Annotated in this window: 16 protein-coding genes; 13 read left to right on the top strand and 3 right to left on the bottom strand. The window is 59.8% G+C overall.

The genetic code is table 11. The annotated features are described in order from the left end of the window. Positions 1-15: 15 nt before the first annotated feature. Positions 16-765 (top strand): glycerophosphodiester phosphodiesterase family protein, encoded by a 750-nt coding sequence (locus MUU54_RS08170; protein ID WP_247243546.1) that lies wholly within the window; start codon positions 16-18, stop codon positions 763-765. A gap of 35 nt (positions 766-800) precedes the next feature. After that, positions 801-1,715: a TIM barrel protein gene (locus MUU54_RS08165; protein ID WP_247243545.1), complete on the top strand. Its 915-nt coding sequence runs from the start codon at positions 801-803 to the stop codon at positions 1,713-1,715. Between the two features lie 687 nt (positions 1,716-2,402). On the opposite strand, the gene MUU54_RS08160 is transcribed toward MUU54_RS08165, so the two are convergent. Next, the gene (locus tag MUU54_RS08160; protein ID WP_247243544.1) at positions 2,403-2,654 is read right to left on the bottom strand and encodes a hypothetical protein; all 252 of its coding nucleotides are present in this window, start codon (positions 2,652-2,654) and stop codon (positions 2,403-2,405) included. A 32-nt stretch (positions 2,655-2,686) separates the two neighbouring features. After that, complete coding sequence (locus tag MUU54_RS08155; RefSeq protein WP_247243543.1) at positions 2,687-2,866, bottom strand: hypothetical protein; 180 nt, start codon at positions 2,864-2,866, stop codon at positions 2,687-2,689. A 1,039-nt stretch (positions 2,867-3,905) separates the two neighbouring features. Here MUU54_RS08155 and MUU54_RS08150 point away from each other — a divergent pair. The 9 genes from MUU54_RS08150 (at position 3,906) to MUU54_RS08110 (ending at position 14,269) form a co-directional block, all read left to right on the top strand. After that, positions 3,906-4,667, top strand: coding sequence for a PRC-barrel domain-containing protein (locus MUU54_RS08150; protein WP_247243542.1), 762 nt, complete (start codon positions 3,906-3,908; stop codon positions 4,665-4,667). A gap of 158 nt (positions 4,668-4,825) precedes the next feature. Beyond that, positions 4,826-5,272, top strand: coding sequence for a BA14K family protein (locus tag MUU54_RS08145; protein WP_354532035.1), 447 nt, complete (start codon positions 4,826-4,828; stop codon positions 5,270-5,272). A 290-nt stretch (positions 5,273-5,562) separates the two neighbouring features. Continuing rightward, the gene (locus tag MUU54_RS08140) at positions 5,563-6,999 is read left to right on the top strand and encodes a UbiA family prenyltransferase (RefSeq protein WP_247243540.1); all 1,437 of its coding nucleotides are present in this window, start codon (positions 5,563-5,565) and stop codon (positions 6,997-6,999) included. A gap of 7 nt (positions 7,000-7,006) precedes the next feature. Further along, positions 7,007-7,450 (top strand): GtrA family protein, encoded by a 444-nt coding sequence (locus MUU54_RS08135; RefSeq protein ID WP_247243539.1) that lies wholly within the window; start codon positions 7,007-7,009, stop codon positions 7,448-7,450. Between the two features lies 1 nt (position 7,451). Next, entirely contained in the window at positions 7,452-8,783 is a 1,332-nt protein-coding gene (locus tag MUU54_RS08130) for an FAD-binding oxidoreductase (RefSeq protein WP_247243538.1), read from the top strand. Further along, entirely contained in the window at positions 8,780-9,529 is a 750-nt protein-coding gene (locus MUU54_RS08125; RefSeq protein ID WP_247243537.1) for an SDR family oxidoreductase, read from the top strand. Before MUU54_RS08130 ends, MUU54_RS08125 begins: the two co-directional genes overlap by 4 nt. Beyond that, positions 9,526-11,121, top strand: coding sequence for a hypothetical protein (locus tag MUU54_RS08120; protein ID WP_247243536.1), 1,596 nt, complete (start codon positions 9,526-9,528; stop codon positions 11,119-11,121). Before MUU54_RS08125 ends, MUU54_RS08120 begins: the two co-directional genes overlap by 4 nt. After that, on the top strand, positions 11,118-12,689 hold the full coding sequence (locus MUU54_RS08115; protein WP_247243535.1) for a hypothetical protein: 1,572 nt from the start codon (positions 11,118-11,120) through the stop codon (positions 12,687-12,689). Before MUU54_RS08120 ends, MUU54_RS08115 begins: the two co-directional genes overlap by 4 nt. 137 nt (positions 12,690-12,826) lie before the next feature. Beyond that, the gene (locus tag MUU54_RS08110; protein WP_247243534.1) at positions 12,827-14,269 is read left to right on the top strand and encodes a hypothetical protein; all 1,443 of its coding nucleotides are present in this window, start codon (positions 12,827-12,829) and stop codon (positions 14,267-14,269) included. Here MUU54_RS08110 and MUU54_RS08105 read toward each other — a convergent pair. Then, positions 14,254-15,354, bottom strand: a complete 1,101-nt coding sequence (locus MUU54_RS08105; RefSeq protein ID WP_247243533.1) for a glycosyltransferase family 87 protein — start codon at positions 15,352-15,354, stop codon at positions 14,254-14,256. The two genes, MUU54_RS08110 and MUU54_RS08105, sit on opposite strands and share 16 nt — an antisense overlap. A gap of 916 nt (positions 15,355-16,270) precedes the next feature. On the opposite strand from MUU54_RS08105, the gene MUU54_RS08100 reads away from it, so the two are divergent. Both MUU54_RS08100 and MUU54_RS08095 read left to right on the top strand, forming a co-directional pair. After that, positions 16,271-16,783, top strand: a complete 513-nt coding sequence (locus MUU54_RS08100; RefSeq protein ID WP_247243532.1) for a TetR/AcrR family transcriptional regulator — start codon at positions 16,271-16,273, stop codon at positions 16,781-16,783. After that, the gene (locus MUU54_RS08095; protein ID WP_247243531.1) at positions 16,780-17,235 is read left to right on the top strand and encodes a cupin domain-containing protein; all 456 of its coding nucleotides are present in this window, start codon (positions 16,780-16,782) and stop codon (positions 17,233-17,235) included. The genes MUU54_RS08100 and MUU54_RS08095 overlap by 4 nt, the downstream gene beginning before the upstream one ends. Positions 17,236-17,500: the final 265 nt, after the last annotated feature.

Raw genomic sequence — 17,500 nt, 5'->3', positions numbered from 1 at the left:
CCAGCAGGACTGAACATGACGCTGATTACCGGCCATCGCGGCGCCCGCAATCTCTGGCCAGAAAACTCGATGCAAGGCTTTCGCAGCGTGCTCGGTCTCGGGATTGATGCCGTCGAATTCGACGTGCACCTGACGGATGCTGGCGAACTGTTGGTCATTCACGATGCGACGCTCGACCGAACGACTGACGGTGAAGGCCCAGTGAAGCGGCTTTCGCCCGAGGCGCGCCACAGGATCAAGCTCAAGCAGAGCGATGAGGCTATACCCACGCTCGCCGAGGTGCTTGAGATAGTGGGTGCGGCAGACGGCCCTCCCCTCCACGTCGAGCTGAAGAGCGATGAGGCTGGAAAGCCTTATCCGGGCATCGTGGAGAAGGTTGCCGGTGAGCTTGCTGCGCGTGGCCTTTCCGCTCGTAGCTATCTCACTTCCTTCGACATGTCCGTGCTGAAGGACTGTCGCCGCATCGCGCCCGGTCTTCCCCGTCTGGTCTCGGTCAATTCCGCTTGGGCGCAAAGATGGGGCGGAGTTGCCTCTTTCATCTCGCAGGTCGACGATCTTGTCGACGTCATCGCCATCCATCACGAACTGATGGAGGCAGAATGGGTGCTGGTGACAGATCGCCTGCCGCTCGAGCGCCTGTGCGTCTGGACGGTCAATGACGAGGAGTCGATCGTCAAATGGCTCCAGCGTGGAGTCGGGCATCTCACCTCCGACAGTCCGGACCTCGCGCTCAACCTTCGAGCCAGACTCGCATCCGCAGCATGAACCGCCTCACCTCAACCGAACACTCGGAGATTACCATGGCCAACATCATTGCTACCGGCTTCAACGCCGGCTCCACCGACGGAGAAATTGAAAGCTTAGAAGCCGAACTTCGCGCACTAGCCGAGATGGGCGTTGATACTGTCGAACTCGGACTGACCACTCTTGATGTGATCGCTGGCGGGCGCATCATCAAGGACCGTGCGGAGCGGCTGGTAGCGATGACGCGTAAGTTCAATTTCCGATACACGGTCCACGGCCTCGTCTCGTCGAACTTTATGGATCCGGTGACCTGCCGCTATCAGATCGACGCAGCCAAGGCGCTTGTTGAACTCTGCGATCGTGTAGAGGCCCGCATCCTCGTACAGCACGGCGGCTGCCTGCGCGCCGACCAGATCTTTGACCGACCCGCAGCCGATCTCAGAGAGCGCGAAGCCCTGTTGGAGCTAGCAGAATTCGCAAAGCCCTACGGCGTCCGCATCGCGCTAGAGAATATCTTCACGACCGAGCCAGGTCAGTATCGCCAGACACCGGCCGAAGTCGCTGAAACAGTGAAGGCGGTAAATCACCCCAACGTCGTGGCCCTCATCGATTTCAGCCATGCCTATATCGAAGCAACCTATCGCGGCCTAAACTTGCGCGAGCAGATCGCTGCCATGGCCCCTGTCGCCGGCCATTTGCACCTGCATGACAGCTTCGGACGCCCGCAGGGGTTCTATAAGGGCTTTCACCTGCAGGAGAACACGGCCATGGGCATTGGCGACCTGCACATGCCGCTCGGCTGGGGCGACATCGACTGGGAGGACATTTTTAGGGAGCTGGAATTCCTTCCCGGGACAGTCGCGATGATGGAGATCGGTCGCCGCTATCGTGCAGAGCAGCCGGAGAGCCTTCAGTACGCGCGTAGGCTGATAGCGGTAAACGGCAGCAATTCTACGATTGCCGCCGAGTGAAGCTAAACAGGAAGTGACCTCGCCTCTCAAGGAAGGCGAGGTCTGCGTCCCTTCACAAGCGCCGATCCTTCAGCCGAACAATGTCACGGCAATGCGGACGAGCCTCGTCCAATCATGACCCGCCTGGTGGTTTAATCTGACCTCATTGGTCCAAGCTTATGATCTTGACCGGAGCGAAGGTCTCGAACGTCTTTAAACCTGACACCAAGTCCTTGCCGAAGGTCGGCTCGCCAACTGCCCCCTTCAACCAGCAATCCTTCCTCGGCTTCACATAGGTAAAGGCGATGCATCGATCTTGGTCGATGCATCGCCAATCGGCAATGCAGAGGCGTCTTTGCCGATGGCTCTGGCTGACGCGAGAGATCACCGCCGGGCAGATCACATCCTCGAAGAGTGCCGTCCTTGGGTCGATCGTCTCAAGAGTCGTAGCTGGCGGATCTGACTCAGGTCCGCTGAGAAAGCGGCCGGAGAAGGCAACGCTATTGCCGTCAGCCCGCCCCTGGCTGGACTTTAAGAAGCAGTTCGGGCCTCTCCTGATCCCCGGGTCAAAGGACGCCGCCTAGAACGCCACTGAAGTCTGTAGGACCGGACGCGGCATGGGAGGTCCCAACCCTCCCCCGCCGAGTATCGGTGACGGTGGTTGGAGCTGAGCTACCCGATCCCGAGTCAGCTCAATCCCACCCCCTCTCAATCTGCCAGATAGACCGTAACCCTCTTTTCCGAGGCCAGTCCGCTGTCGGGTTCTGCAAGTTCCACCGCGACGACATCACCCGGATTCAGCGCCTCCTGCTTCATGGCAGTGTAGAAGAGAGCACTTGCCTCGACGGCTGTCCTGAGCTCAGTTAAGTCATCCCGCCTTCTCTCCATTTCAGGTCTTAGCCGTTCCAGGGACTTCAAACCCAGCGGCACGAAACGGAACCGGTCGACGCCAAAGGTCATCTGGATTTCTTGCGCCACTGATCCCGCCTCGCTCAGGCCTTCAGCGCCCTTTCGGTCTTCTCGCTGTCATCTGCTTCAGTGACATCTACGCCGTAACCGTAGATTTCGGCAGGGTCCTCGTTCGCATCAAAGGCGGCCTGTCCGACCGCTGCGGTTACCGGGACGGCTCCAGCAAGAGCCGCAACTACTATGAGCTTGAGAAAGTGGTTCATGTTCTTGCCTTTCTAACCGTCTGATCCGTTCAGGCCGGAACCACAGCTGGAGGATGTGGGGGCTCTGAGGTGGCCGTCTCAGAGACCGCCCTGCGCCACAATGTTCTTCCAGCTCTTGCATCCGCAGGTTCGATCCGCCACAGTCAGGTTCGGGGAGCGGAAGGCTAAGCTCTTCCATCGCCGATGCGATGTGGTGGCGAACATCGGAAGAGGTCTGTTTATAGTCTGACCTGATGGAGCCAGTCCAGAAGCCGATGTTGAGGGTGATGGAACCGGCACCCAGTTCTTCAAGCGCACGGTGACAGGTCGATCCATTAGGACACCATCAACAGAGGCGACCGATTCGCGAAGCCGCTTTAGCCGCAGCCAGGACAATCTGGAAGGGAAGCCGCATCGCACGAGGCTAGTTTAAGAACGTCCTTCCGCCGCTATCGCTTCTCATGCTCTGCTCCGGGTCTGACGTAACTTTTCTCTCCCTGAACGAACTATCGGCCCCTGAAGTGGGCCAGGGGAACGCTTCCTCATGAAGCCAGAAGCACCGTCTCGCTCGGTAACCCTGCCTGCAGCTTGGTCAAAGAAACTGCCGTGTAAGCGAGGAGTTCCGAAGTATCCCTGGCCAACACCGGGATGCTTGGAACGAAGGGACAGCAAGAGTGCCTCCTCGGGTAGCCCTCCCAAAAAATGCCCGCCTCGCAGGCGGGCTAAAGGACACATGAGGAGTAACATGCATGTTGCTGCTACGGATGTTAAACCTGCAGGGCTTTGATCGGTTCCAGAAGCGTCTGCAAGGCAACGGACAGTTGAAGCTTCGCTTTGGGGTGGCGCGGTGTGCTTCAGCTTACTCATCCATATCTCATGGTGCTCAATCAGCCGCCGAGCAATCGCTCTCCAGCACGCCAGAAGCATGCAAACTTTCTGCCACCCCCTCCGGGCAGCTTCTTTAACAGCAGCAACCGCTTATAAAACCTATCATTTTTGGAACGGACATTGCCCGATCGGGTTCTCTAAACGTGTTCGACGCCGAATAAAGGAGTTCATCATGAACAAGAGAGCCCTATCCGTCCTGCTTCTCACTGCGGCATTTCCGCTGGCGGCTTCCGCCCAAACGACCGCTCCCGCACCTGGCGGCAGCGATCCGAGCACCAACCAGACGCAGCAGTTGGAGACAAACCAGAACAACGCCCACGGCGGGATGAACGATGCTCGCCCCCTGCGGCAGAGTGCTGACGCGAGCCCGTCTTCTCAAGGCGCATTTGTGACCGTGCCGCAGTCCGGGGCATGGCGCGTGAGCGATCTGGAAGGCAAGGCAGTCTACGGTGCGGATGGTCAGAACATCGGGTCAATCGGTGACGTCCTCGTCAGCCAGGATGGAAGCGTGAACGCCGTCATCATCGGTGTCGGCGGTTTCCTCGGCCTTGGCCAGAAAGATGTAGCCGTCGACATGAGCGCGCTCGAACTGGGGCCAGGCGCGACGCAAGAACAGGCAGACGCGGCCTCACAGACCAATCCCGGCATCTCGGGCGAAACCACTGCTTCCACGCAGCCCGATCCGACTGTAACACAGGAGCCCGGACCCTACGGCACGACGGGCGGTGAAGGCACCACTGCCATGGGCGGTGCGCAGGGAACCACTACCACGGGTACGGGCATGCCTGCTGACAGCAGCCAGATGGCGGCCAATGACCCGAACGCAGTGCGTATCGGTGAAGACGGTCTACCCGACAGGATCATCCTGAACGTGACGCGTGATCAGCTGGAGGACGCTCCGGAGTTCGAAGGTGTTCGGGCGGAGCAGCGGTGATTCTGTCGCACTCGCTGAAGAGCGTCTCCGCAGTTTGACTGCGGAGACGCTCTTCAGGAGGCGTCACAATCGGAACTCTCAGCTCGTTGCAGGACCGGAGCAGATCATTCCCGCGTCTGCGCGAAAGAAATTGGAAGGCAGAAAGAATGCAATTCAAAATGAAAGCTCTCGCTGCGACACTTCTTGGTGCCGCCATGTCTTTTACCTCGATTGCCCCCGCGCAAGCTCTCGTGCTTCCTGCGATGAAGGGATCGAGCATCAGTGCGGTGCAGGAGGTTCAGTATCGCCGTGACCGCGATCGCAATTACCGGGATCGCGACAATGACCGCCGCGGATATTACCGAGGTCATCGCGGCGCTCGCGAGTACCGTCGCGGCTATCGCCGCCACAGCGATGGATGGTGGTATCCCCTCGCTGCATTTGGTGCAGGGGCGGTGATCGGAGGAGCCATCCAGGGTCAGAACCAAGGCCAAAGAGTTAGAGGCTACAGCAGCAGCCATGTTCAGTGGTGCGAGAACCGCTACCGCACGTACAGAGCTTCCGACAACTCCTATGTTCCGCGCGTCGGCGTAAGGGCCCAGTGTCAGTCGCCATATTCCCGCTAAGCCCGTTCTCACCTGCGTTGATGGAGCAGCAGTCACGCCACCTTCCAGACCGGAGCAGCAGGTGGCGGGGGGGGCGGCATCCCCGCGCTACTGCACGTCAGATTTGGCGGGAACAATCACTCCCTTCTCCAGTTTGGGACCCGCCAAAAGCACTTCTTTAGAACACTGAAAGGCGTTACGTGAGCGAACTTCGGGACGACTTTCTCCAGCCCCCCACTCAATACCAGTTTTGGAAGCCTCGGCATCGTTGGGCAGCCAAACGAAAGGCAACAGCCGATGTAAGACTGGCGTTGTCGCGACGCGCGGACCAGCACGAAGGCCGTCCGCTCGTGGTCGACCTCGACGGTACACTCATTCGGTCGGACCTGCTGATCGAATGCGCCTTCTCCGAACTGAGCCACCGCCCGCACTCGATCATCGATATGCTGCGGAGACTGCAAGAGGGAAAGGCGAGCCTGAAGCACCGGCTCTCAGAGCCGCGCGATTTCGATCCGGCGGCGCTTCCTTATGATCCAGAAGTTTTGAAGCTCATCCGGCAAGCCTCTCAAGATGGTCGAGCCGTTTATCTGGCGTCGGCGAGCCATGAGCGATTGGTTTCGGCCGTTGCAGAGCATCTCGGTCTCTTCACCGGCTGGTTCGCGACCGACGCGGTCACGAACTGTGCCGGCGAGGTCAAGGCCGGCATGCTGGTCGCCGCATTCGGCGAGGCCGGCTTCGACTATATCGGAAACGACAAAGCAGACCTGCCGGTCTGGCGGCGAGCGGCAAGAGCCTATGCCATACGCACGCCAGCGAAGGTTGCGCGGCAGCTTTCCGGCGAATGTCATGACGTGGAGCATCTTGCCCATGAGCGGCCGACGTGGCGGACATGGGCCCGCATGCTGAGAGTCCACCAGTATGCCAAGAATGCGCTGGTTTTTGTGCCGCTGCTCGCGAACCACCTGTTTGATTGGGCAAGCGTGACGCAGGCCCTCCTTGCCGCTATCGCTTTTTCCCTTTGTGCATCGAGCGTCTATCTCCTGAACGATCTTGTCGATCTGCAGGATGACCGCGCGCATCGCACCAAGTGTCGCAGACCGCTCGCCTGCGGGGATGTTCCGCTTTCCTACGCACTGATGACGATCCCGCTTCTTCTATGCCTGGCCTTTGTCTCGGCAACATTCATATCGATCCCGTTCGTTGCGGTGCTGGCAGGCTATTTTGCTCTCACCACTGCCTACTCCTTCCTTCTCAAACGAAAGATGATCCTCGACGTGGTGGCGCTTGCAGGGCTTTACACCACTCGCGTGATCGGCGGCGCTGTTGCGCTGTCGGTCGCCGTCTCTCCCTGGCTGCTTGCCTTCATGATGAGCTGGTTCCTGTCACTTGCTCTCGTCAAGCGGTATGTGGAACTCCTCGCACGCCAGGAGGCAAATCTACCGGATTCCAAGAGTCGAGACTACCGCAATGGCGACGCGGCGATGGTAGGTGCCTTGGCGGCTGCCGCCGGAGTCAACGCTCTTACTCTTTTCTCTCTTTACATCTCCAGCGAGGACGTCCAGTCACTCTACACTCGCCCGGAAATCCTATGGTTTGCGGCGCCGATACTGACCTACTGGATTGCGAGAGTATTGATGCTGGCGCATCGAGGGGAAATGCATGATGACCCCGTGGTCTTCGCGCTGAAGGACAAGGTCAGCCTGATCAGCCTCGGTGCCGTCAGCGTGTTCATGGTAGGGGCAATGTGAGCTGCTGATGGAAAAGTTGTTGCAGGCCGCCTCGCCGACGGAGTGGCGGCGGATTTCTGTTGCGGTACGCTATGTCGGCTTTGCCTTCATAGCCACCGCGGTAAATTTCTTAGCTCAGGAGATGACCATCCGGGTCTTTCCTGGCTATCCACTGATGCTGTCGATCCTGGTCGGGACGCTTGCGGGCTTCGCCGTCAAATATGTCCTGGACAAGAAATGGATCTTCTTCGACGACTACACCTCTCACAGCAGCGAGGCGAAAAAGATCGTTCTCTATGGCCTGTTCAGCGTCCTTACCACGGCCATCTTTTGGGGCTTCGAAATAACCTTCTGGGCACTTTGGGGCACGAACCTTGCAAAATATGTGGGCGGCGCACTTGGCCTAGCCATCGGATATGTGTCCAAGTACGCCCTCGACCGCAGGTTCGTGTTCCGCGCGGAAGGGGCTTAAGATGATTCTTGAAGGTTGGGGACGGTATCCCCGCCTTGTGAGTGAGGTGTTCGACTGCCGGACGCCTGCCGATGCGGCCGAGGCCGTAGCTAGGCGACATGGCGTGATCGCCCGCGGCAACGGGCGGTCCTATGGCGATGCGGCACTGGGGGACGTCGCCACGCTGATATGCCGCGGGATCGGGCGAATGAAGCGTTTCGATCCGGAAACCCGACTGCTGACAGTTGAGGCGGGAGTGATGCTCTCCGACATCCTCGACGCCTTCATCCCGCGCGGCTACTTCCCTCCTGTCGTGCCGGGAACGAAGTTCGTGACGGTGGGCGGCATGATTGCTTCAGACGTTCACGGAAAGAACCATCACCGCGACGGCGGATTCGGCGCTCATGTCGCGTCGTTCAAGCTTATCCTGCAGGACGGTGAGGTGCTGAACTGTAGCCGCAACGAAAACGCGGATCTCTTCTTCGCCACGATAGGCGGAATGGGGCTGACGGGCGTGATCACTGAAGCTTCCTTCCACATGAAGCCGATAGAAACGGGTTGGATCCACCAGGAAACCGTCGTCGCTGAGGATCTGAGAGAAGCTTTGGCTGCGCTGCAGGCTGCAGACGAAAGTTCCTACAGCGTAGCGTGGATCGACTGCCTCGCGCGCGGCGCATCGCTTGGACGCTCCCTGATCTTCGTCGGCGAGCATGCTAAGCGCGAGCAGGTCGTCGCACACAAAGCCGAAAGGGAAACGTTTCCTTCGCCGAAAAAGCCGAGGCTCTCACTGCCGATGGACTTGCCGGCGTGGGCGCTGAACCGCACCAGCGTATCCGCCTTCAACGCAGCCTATTTCCGCGCTGGAGTGCGAAAGGCAGGAGCACCTTCACTCGTCCACTGGAACCCCTACTTCTTTCCCCTGGACGGCATCCATCAATGGAACCGCCTTTATGGCAGGAGCGGGTTTTTGCAGCACCAGTGCGTCGTGCCGGACACAAATGCGCTACCGGTGCTCAGCGAAATTCTCGAGCGGTTTGCCGGGTCCGGCAAAGGGTCGTTTCTGGCCGTGCTCAAGAAACTCGGCCCCGGAACTGGCCTCCTCTCCTTCCCGATGCCAGGCTACACGCTTGCGCTAGACCTTCCCGTGACCGAGGACGTGTTCCCCTTGTTGGAGGAGATCGACAAGGTCATTGTCGATGCGGGCGGGCGGCTCTATCTGGCTAAGGACGCGCGCCAGTCACGTCAGACATTCGAAGCCAGCTATCCACAATTGGCCGCGTTCCGGGACATTCGACGCGCAACCGGTGGAGACGCCCGCTTCGCCTCCCGTCTCGCAACAAGGCTTGGTATATGAACAGAACAGGCAAGAGCGTGCTCCTGTTGGGAGCCACATCCGACATCGGACGGGCAACGGCACTCACCTACGCCACGGCGGGCTGGGACGTGCAGCTTGCTGGCCGCCACCTTGAGTCCGTGCAGCGGGAGGCCGATGACATCGGGACGCGGAGCGGCGCGAACGTCTCGGTTCATCGCCTGGACATCCTTGACAGCGACCGTTTCAGCGACTTTGTCATGGGGCTTCCTGTCTTGCCTGACACCGTGGTGTGCGTGATAGGAGAGCTTGGAGAGCAGGACCGCGCGGAGAAAGAACTTCATCACGCCAGCCTGGTGATGCGAACCAATTTCGAGGGGCCAGCGCTTTTTCTCGGCTTGATAGCCGATCTGTTTGCTGCACGGGGACACGGGACCATCGTCGGCGTCAGTTCGGTGGCGGGAGACCGAGGCAGGGCCTCGAACTACGTCTACGGGGCAGCAAAGGCTGGCTTCACTGCATTCCTTTCCGGCCTGCGGAACAGGCTCACCAAAGCGGGCGCGCGTGTGGTGACGGTGAAACCTGGCTTCGTGCGCACGCGCATGACAGCTGGAATGAAGCTGCCGGGACTGCTGACGGCAGAGCCGAAGGAGGTCGCCGGTGCGATCTTCGCGGCGGCAGAAGAAAAAAGGAGTCGTGACGTTATCTACGTGCGCAGCATCTGGTGGCCGCTCATGACAGTGATCCGCTCGATTCCAGAGCCGCTCTTCAAGAGGCTGAAGCTGTGACAGGGATGGTCGCCCGCAGCAATGCGGGGGAGGCGCCAAGGAGGCGCTGCCTCTCTTGCGGTGGCGTGATCATCACGATTGGCCTGGTCTGTGTTGTGCTTCTTGCCTTGCCAGGCGTTACTGTAGCGACCAAGTCTCTCGACGAACTGTTCCTGGTGATCGACGGCATCCATCGCGTCCTGACGGGTCAGGTTCCGAGCCGCGACTTCCACACGACACTTGGTCCACTCGCCTATTATGTTCCGGCTACCGGTTATGCCCTCACCGGCAGCTATGGAGCGGCTATGCCTGTGGCGATGGCGCTCTTCACCGCCTGCATGACCGTGATCGCAAGCCACGTCCTTGGTTCGCGTCTGCACCCCTTCCTGGCCATCGTCTTTTCGGCGTTCCTGCTTCTCATCCTCGCGGCGCCGATGAATCTCGGTGAAGCCGTGACGGCCCTGTCGTTCTCCATGTTCTACAACCGGATCGGCTGGATAGCGGTTGCGCTCCTGCTCCTCCTGTATCTCCGCCCCCGTAGCGCCGTCCGCCACCAGATGCTGCTGGATACTGTTTGCGCAACGGTGCTGACGGTGAGCATGATCTATCTGCGCCTGACCTACGGTCTTGTGGCGCTTGGCTTCCTCCTCTTCATGATCACGGATAGCCGGCAGCAAGGCTGGGCGGCTCTCTCGTTGGCTGTCATCGCTGCCCTGGTCCTGATCGTCGAGCTCCTGTGGGGAGGCTCCTCCACCTATGTCCGCGACGCTTGGCAGGAGATGCTGGGAAGGGATAACTTTGGGACCGAGTTGCAGAGACTGCTGGAGGCTGGCGTGGCGCATCTGGCCGACCTGCTCCTGCTATCGCTTATCGCGGGACTGGCACTTTGGCGCCGGTGGAGGCTGCGAGACTTTGTCTTCTTCCTCTTCTGCAGCATCGCCGGCCTGTGGCTGCTGAGCCACAATGTCCAGCGATGGGGGATCATATCCATCCATGCAGCGGCCGCCGTTGCCGCCGAGCGGCTTTTGCGCGAGATGGACGACACGGCGGAAGGAGGTGAAGGGATGTTCGCCAACGTGAGCGGCGTAAAGCTCTATTTCCTGGCCTTCATGCTGCCGACCATCCTCCATTGTGGCATGGCCTTAGTCCTGCATGCCAGTGCCGCCACCGTGAGAGCCGGTCAGGCGGTGGAACTGCCTCGCATGACCAGTATTCGTCTCGCCGACCTTTGGACCGGTGGCGATTTCGGCAGTAGCCGATGGTATCTGTCGACGGTGGAGGACGGACTGTCTCTTCTTGACAGACAGGATGAACCGGTTGGACGGCTCGCCGTTGCGGGCTCGGTGGATGTCTTCAGTGCGGCGCTGGATCTGCCGCGCTCCAATTCTGGTCTGAACGACCTTCGTTGGCAGAATGTCGGGGACGCCAATGTCGCACGCCCGCGTCGGACGCTCGCTGATGCCGATACGGTCATTTTTCGCAATCCAGGCGACGCATCGGTTGGTCCCGCTGCCGACTACCTCGCTTACGTGGCCGCAAATTTCTCCCAGATAGAGGAGAGCGAGCACTGGATCCTATTCCGTCGCGATCTGCCCGATGCGGGCTTGAAGTGACGGGCTCCGTCGGCAGACACCTGCGGTCAAGCGCCACCGCAATCGGCCTCGTGACGATCACGCTTGTCTGCGCCGCGATGCTGGCCTTGCCGGGTCGGGCGATCACGGCAGCCTTCACGAATGATGTCTTGATCTTCCTCGACGGGGCCCATCGCATCGCATGGGGTCAACTGCCCAACCGAGACTTCCACTCGGCCCTGGGGCCGCTGGTCTTTTACATCCCAGCTGTTGGATACTGGCTGAGCGGGAGCCTTGGGGCAGCCATGCCCGTCGGCATGGCTGTGCTGCTTGTGGCTTTCCTCGCCCCTGCCATCCGCATTCTGCAGGCCCGGTTGCGCACGTCGATCGCGTTGGCGTTCGGCGGGTTTCTGGTCCTCATCCTCGCCGCCCCGATCAACCTCGGAAGTCCCCTGTCGCTTTTATCCTTCGCGATGTTCTACAACCGCATCGGATGGGCAGCCCTGGGGCTTCTCCTCGTCATGTACATCAGACCGCGACAGGCAACACACGCTGGCGATCTCGCCGACGCCGCGGCAGCGGCTGTTCTCCTCCTGCTGCAGTTCTACACGAAGGCCACCTATGGGCTTGTCTCAATTGGCTTCCTTGCCTTCATGCTGCTTGATCGGCAGCAACGCAGCTGGGTCCTTGGAGCCCTTCTGCTGACGATCGCTGGTGCTGCCTTCGTCGAACTCGCATGGCGCGGCACATGGCAGCATGTCGAGGATCTGGCGGCTGCGGCGCGGGTCAGCGGTGGCCGAGATCTCTTCGCCTTTGTTCGTTCCGCGCTGAACAATCTCGCTGACATCACTGTCTACGCGATTGCGGCAGCCGTCATTGTGTGGCGGACCCGGAGTGTCCGCGATCTCCTGTTCTACTGCTTTTGTGCCGTTTCCGGCATCTTGATCCTCAATCAAAACGCCCATGGCTGGGGTATCATTACCCTCTATTCCGGTGCGGCAGTGGCAACCGAAAGCGCCTGTCGGCTCCTCTCCCGAAAGCCCCCCGATGGGACTTCAGACAGTGCCTCGGCAGGCAACGGTTTGCCGCTGCTTCTGGCTTTTTTCCTGCTTCCCCCGAGCGTCCACCATGCATCGGTGCTCGCCCTTCATGCACGTCTCGCAATGATCAACGCCGGCACCTCGCTTCACCTCCCGAAGCTTGAAGACCTGAGGCTGGTCGCGCCCGGCGCGTCGCCCGACACGTTCATGAGCCGCTATCACGAGAGCATAACCAAGGGGAGCAGGCTGATGCAGTCGCTCTCGCCACCGCCGGAACGGGTGGTCGTCCTCGATTTCGTCAATCCGTTCTCGGCGGGGCTGGGTCTCCGTCCACCGATCGGTGACAGTGCCTGGCTGCACTGGGGCAGGAATGTCGACGAGAAGACGCATCTTCCTCCTGAAGCCCTCCTTGCGGATGCAGAGATCGTGATGATCCCGAAGGTCGGCATCAACAGTACCCCGCTGCAGCAGATCTACGGCCCCTTCATCTCGCGCGAATTTGATCTCCTGCAGGAGAGCGATACATGGATCGTCTATCGAAAGCGGGAGACGGGAGACCCGAAACAGTGACTCCGATCGAGACAGTCAGACCGGGTCCATCAAAGGCAGAGCAGCTCTCGAGGTGGTGGCCGATCCTTAAGCTTCGGTCTTCCATTCTCGTCACCGGACTCGTGCTCGCAACGGTCCTAAGCCTGCCAGGCGAGACGGTGACGACCAAGTACGTCAATGATCTCTTCATCTTCCTCGATGGGGCGCACCGGATATGGTCAGGGCAGATACCGAACGTAGATTTTCATAGCTCCCTTGGTCCCCTCGCCTTTTATATCCCTGCTGCCGGCTACGGCATCTCCGGCACATTGGGTGGTGCCATGCCCGCCGGAATGGCACTGGTCGTTCTTTTGCTTGCAATCATCGCCTCCGAGGTGATCGGAAGCCGAATGCGTATGTTGATCGGGCTACCGCTGGCTGTTTTCCTGCTTCTGATCGCTGCAGTTCCAGTCAATCCGGGCGAGTGGATCGGCGAGCTCTCCTTCGCCATGTTCTACAATCGTATCGGCTGGGCCGGACTAGGCCTGCTTCTGGTGATGTATCTGCCACGACGGCCAGACCAACCGCGGCGGCAGATCATCGATGCTGTTTGCGCGGCAGTTCTCTCGTTGCTGATGCTTTATACCAAGATCACCTACGGACTTATGGCGATGGCCTTCCTGAGCTTCCTGCTGCTCGACCGTCGGCAACTCTTATGGAGCGCCATGGCGCTAGCGCTGGTGATCTTCGCTGTCATGTTCGTAGAACTTTTATGGAAAGGTAGCCTCAGCCATCTGGAGGATCTGCGTCTTGCCAGCAGTGTCAGTGGCGAACCACCGACATTGCGCGTCATGGCGGACGTGATCCTAAAGAACCTCGCTGATATCGCGGTGTTCGCAATTTTCGCGGGGATCCTGCTTCTTCTTGAAGGGCGTCTGCGGAATATATTGTTTGTTGGCTTCTGCGTGGCCAGCGGGCTGCTGATCATTGAACAAAACTTCCAGATCGCCGGTATCCTCACGCTCGGTGCGGGCGCTGCAGTGATTGCCGAGCTGCTGCTGCGTTCGCAGGCTCTTCCCCATCAGCGACCATGGCCCCGTGGTCTGCCGCTGCTTCTGGGCGCGCTGCTCCTGCCAGCCACCGCCAGCAATGCGATCAGCCTTGCGCTGCACTCGGTGAACGCCGTCACCGACAGAGGCGAACGGATGGCACTTCCGGCATTTCATGGGATCCGACTTGTCTCCATGTGGAGCCAGGGGCAGTACGACTTCTTCCGCCGCTACAATGCCTCGATTGCCGATGGTGCGGCTGCCTTGCAGACCCTCGATACGCCGATGGCGCGTGTGGTGGTTCTCGACTTCGTCAACCCCTTCTCCGCGGGTCTCAGTCTTGATCCGCCCACCAATGACAGCCCTTGGTACCATTGGGGCCGAACCCTCGACCGCGATCACTTCCCCGATCCGAACGAGATCTTCGCCGACGCCGAGATCATCCTGGAGCCGAAATCGCCGATTGAGATCTATACCGCCCGCGGCATGCGGGAGGTCTATGGCGACTACATCCGTCGCCATTTTCTTCAGATCATGCAAACGGACTATTGGACGATCTACCGGCGGCGTTGAGCGCCTGATTGCAACAGCTGCTGGGCAGTCAAGCCAACCAAGAGCAGGACGAGCGACCATCCGTAAATCGACCCGGAGGTGAGCTGCGTCAGGGCGGGCTTTCCGAAATCTGCCAGCACCAAGGGCACGGGTATGGTGAGCGCAACGGCAACCGGCCACGTCCACGGCCTTCGCCAGTGGTGGAAGAGCACCGGCAGCAGAAACAGCGTGTAGTGGATCCATCCGAGCGGTGACGCAAGGAGTGCGGCAAGGAGAGCAAAGCTGCTGACATCCATCGGCTGCGGCCGCCGCCAGAAGGACCACGCCGCAAGGGCAAGAAGCAGAACCGCGCCAAGCACCGTTCCGAGCAGGGGCAGGCCAGCACGCGAGGCGAGGCCGGCAAAGGACGCGTTGGTGAGAAAAATGGCGCGTTCGCCATCCGACGCAACCAGCGCCAGCCAGTCCAGGTAGATCTGAGGCCCGAATACGGCGAGCGGAACGGCCGCCACCACGGCGGCAGTAACAGCCGCAGCCACGACCGGCCTCCAGTGGCCCGCCAGGAAAAGCAGCACCGGCCAGACCAGGAAGTTCGGCTTCATAGACACGAGCAAGCCGATCAGGATGCCGGCCTGAACATACCTTCCGCGGTCCAGCAAGAGCCACGCTGCAACCGTCGCCAGAACGAGCGGCGTGTAGATCTGGCCGAGATAGAGCGTGTCCCAGAAGCCCGCCAGTGCAAAGGCCCAAACTCCCAGCAGCACTGCCTCCAGCCCGTCGCTATAGCGACGCAGCAGCAGAAGAACGGCGCCAAGATAGCAAACGAGGGAGATGGCCCACCATACCCGCAGAGATGTTGCGTGATCCGCGATGTCAAAGAGCTGGAATAAGATTGCCGAGATTGGCGGGTTGAGGTTCGGATTCCAGGCTTCGAAACCGGGGAAGACGACATGGGGCGTCAGCGGCGGATAGATCCCGTAGGGATCGAGACCGCTCGCCGCGGCACGCCCTGATGCGATGAATGCGCCGAAATCCCAGAGACCATGCTCCGACACAACGCGAGGATACTCGAAGTCGATCGCCCAAATGCCAAGGACGGCGAGTCCCACGGCTACTGCCAACCGCAGTGCTTTCTGTGCTTCATCCGATTGTATAAAGTGGCTAGAATACATCCCGATCGCCCTTCCCCGTGAGGGATCTCCGCTAAGCATGTCGAACGAGTAAAGACGACGTTAGTTGCGCATCCGCTTTTATCGACGCCCCAGCGGAACCTTGATCCGTTGTTGCAAGTTAGTAGTGCATCCTACCAAAGCGGGAGAGGCGAACATGAACCGGAACGTCCTTATTGGCATCGGCGTCGTCGTTGTAATAGTCATTATCGTAATGTTCATGATGCCTGCATCGAATGAACCTGCGGGTGATGCCAGCGCTCCAGCAACGCCCCCTGCCGCTACTGACACAACGCCTCCTGCATCCCCAGAAACAACTCCGCCTGCAGCACCGGCTCCGGCGAACTGATAGTGGAAGAATAGAGGCGACGGGAGCGTTCGGTACAGTCTCCGAGGCCCTCTGCGTTTCCACCTTTCATTTGGCCTCAGCGCAATTTGACAGATGCGCTGAGGTGTCTGAGCCATCGGCGCGCGCGTTCACGAGGATTTCGATCCGCCGTTCTTTCCAACAAATTCGCTGTCTCCCGGGAGCACCCCGCGCACGATTGGCTACGCCTAGCTCCCACATCGCGGAGCACCCAAACGTGAGACTGTCTCGATAGTCCCTCACTAAGCCGATCCTCGCGTGAACCTTGCCGATGGTCGCACGGGCAACTTCACGACACGCGCAGTGCCATCAATTGACAGACGTAAGCTTTCATGCCACATATAGTGCCGCGAATGGGAGCAGCAGCCGTCGATGACCCGAACATACACAAGTCCGCTACGAGTGCAGAAATCACGCGAGACCAGGCAAGCCATACTCATGGCGCTTTACTCGCTGATGGGTTCCTCTCAGATACCTGACGATATCAGCATGGAGGCGATCGCAGCAGAGGCAGGTATCCAGCGGCGGACGGTCTTCCGTCATTTCGCGACGAAGGAAGATCTGCTTTCAGCGTTCTGGCACTGGCTGAATGATCGGATTGCAGTTGCCGTGGCACCTAAGCACCCGCAGGATGTGATAGAGGGGCCGCAAAAAGCCTTTCCGCAGTTTGACATTCACGAGACAGCCATTCGCGCGGCGCTGCACTCTCGTGCTGGTCGAGAAATGCGCCGAGCAACGGTGTCTGAGCGCCAAAAGAACTTCAAGGCGGCGCTTACACCTGCCCTCTCCGGTCTTCCCGCGTCAGACGCTCAAAAGGTCGAGGCGCTGGCGCACCTGCTTTATTCGGCCTCCGCATGGGAGATCTTGAAGGATTACGGCGGTCTCGACGGCACCCAGGCCGGCGAGGCCGCTTCCTGGGCGCTCGAACTGATCTTGTCCGCGATCAGATCGAGCGACACTGCGGCGGACACCACCATCGCAGCCAAAGGAGTATCGCGATGACTATTGAAGTGACGACGGCTGACAATGCTGATTACCTTTGGGTAGTGGCTGACCGCATTCGCTTCCTCGGAGGTGTGCCTGGGTCAGACCTGGAACTGCTCGATATTGAAGTTCCACCCGGCTCGGGAACACCTCCACATGTCCACGAATCGCCGGAACTGATCTACATACTGGAAGGGGAGCTGACGCTCCGTCAGTTCAATACCGACCAGTTCCCGCGAGAAACTAAAGCCGGTGCCGGTACATCCGTGAGGGTGCCGTCGCGGGTGCCTCACAACTATGTCAATGAGAGCGACAAAACCGTTCGGATGCTAGTGATGCTGGCGCCTTCCATGATTGCCTTTTTCCGCGATATCGGCTCCGAACAGCGCACAGAGGGTGTTCCCGACTTCGCGCGCATTGGCGCAGCCATGAGCCGCCATGGCATCGAGACTTTACCAATGGCGGCATAGATCAGGATCGGGCGCTCGGGCGGCAGACAAGCCGCACCGAGCCCCCGCTACTTCCTAGCCGCACCTGAAGACTCTCTTCTGTGCCAGGGCTACCCGTCAGCCGACAGTGCCGTGATGGCATTGACTTCGGAGCGTAAAACGATCCTGCAGAAAAGGTAATCAATGTTCTACGGTGGGCGGAGCTGGCCTAGAACGCGTTTCCGACGCGCCGGTTGTTTTCGAGACGCATGATGCAGCCATTCACCTTGGCCATCAGGAGGTCGAG

This window comes from Pseudorhizobium tarimense (genome assembly GCF_022968135.1).
Lineage (GTDB): Bacteria > Pseudomonadota > Alphaproteobacteria > Rhizobiales > Rhizobiaceae > Neorhizobium > Neorhizobium tarimense.
Note: the sequence above shows the minus strand (reverse complement) of the source record. Positions and strands in the feature narration are given on the sequence as shown.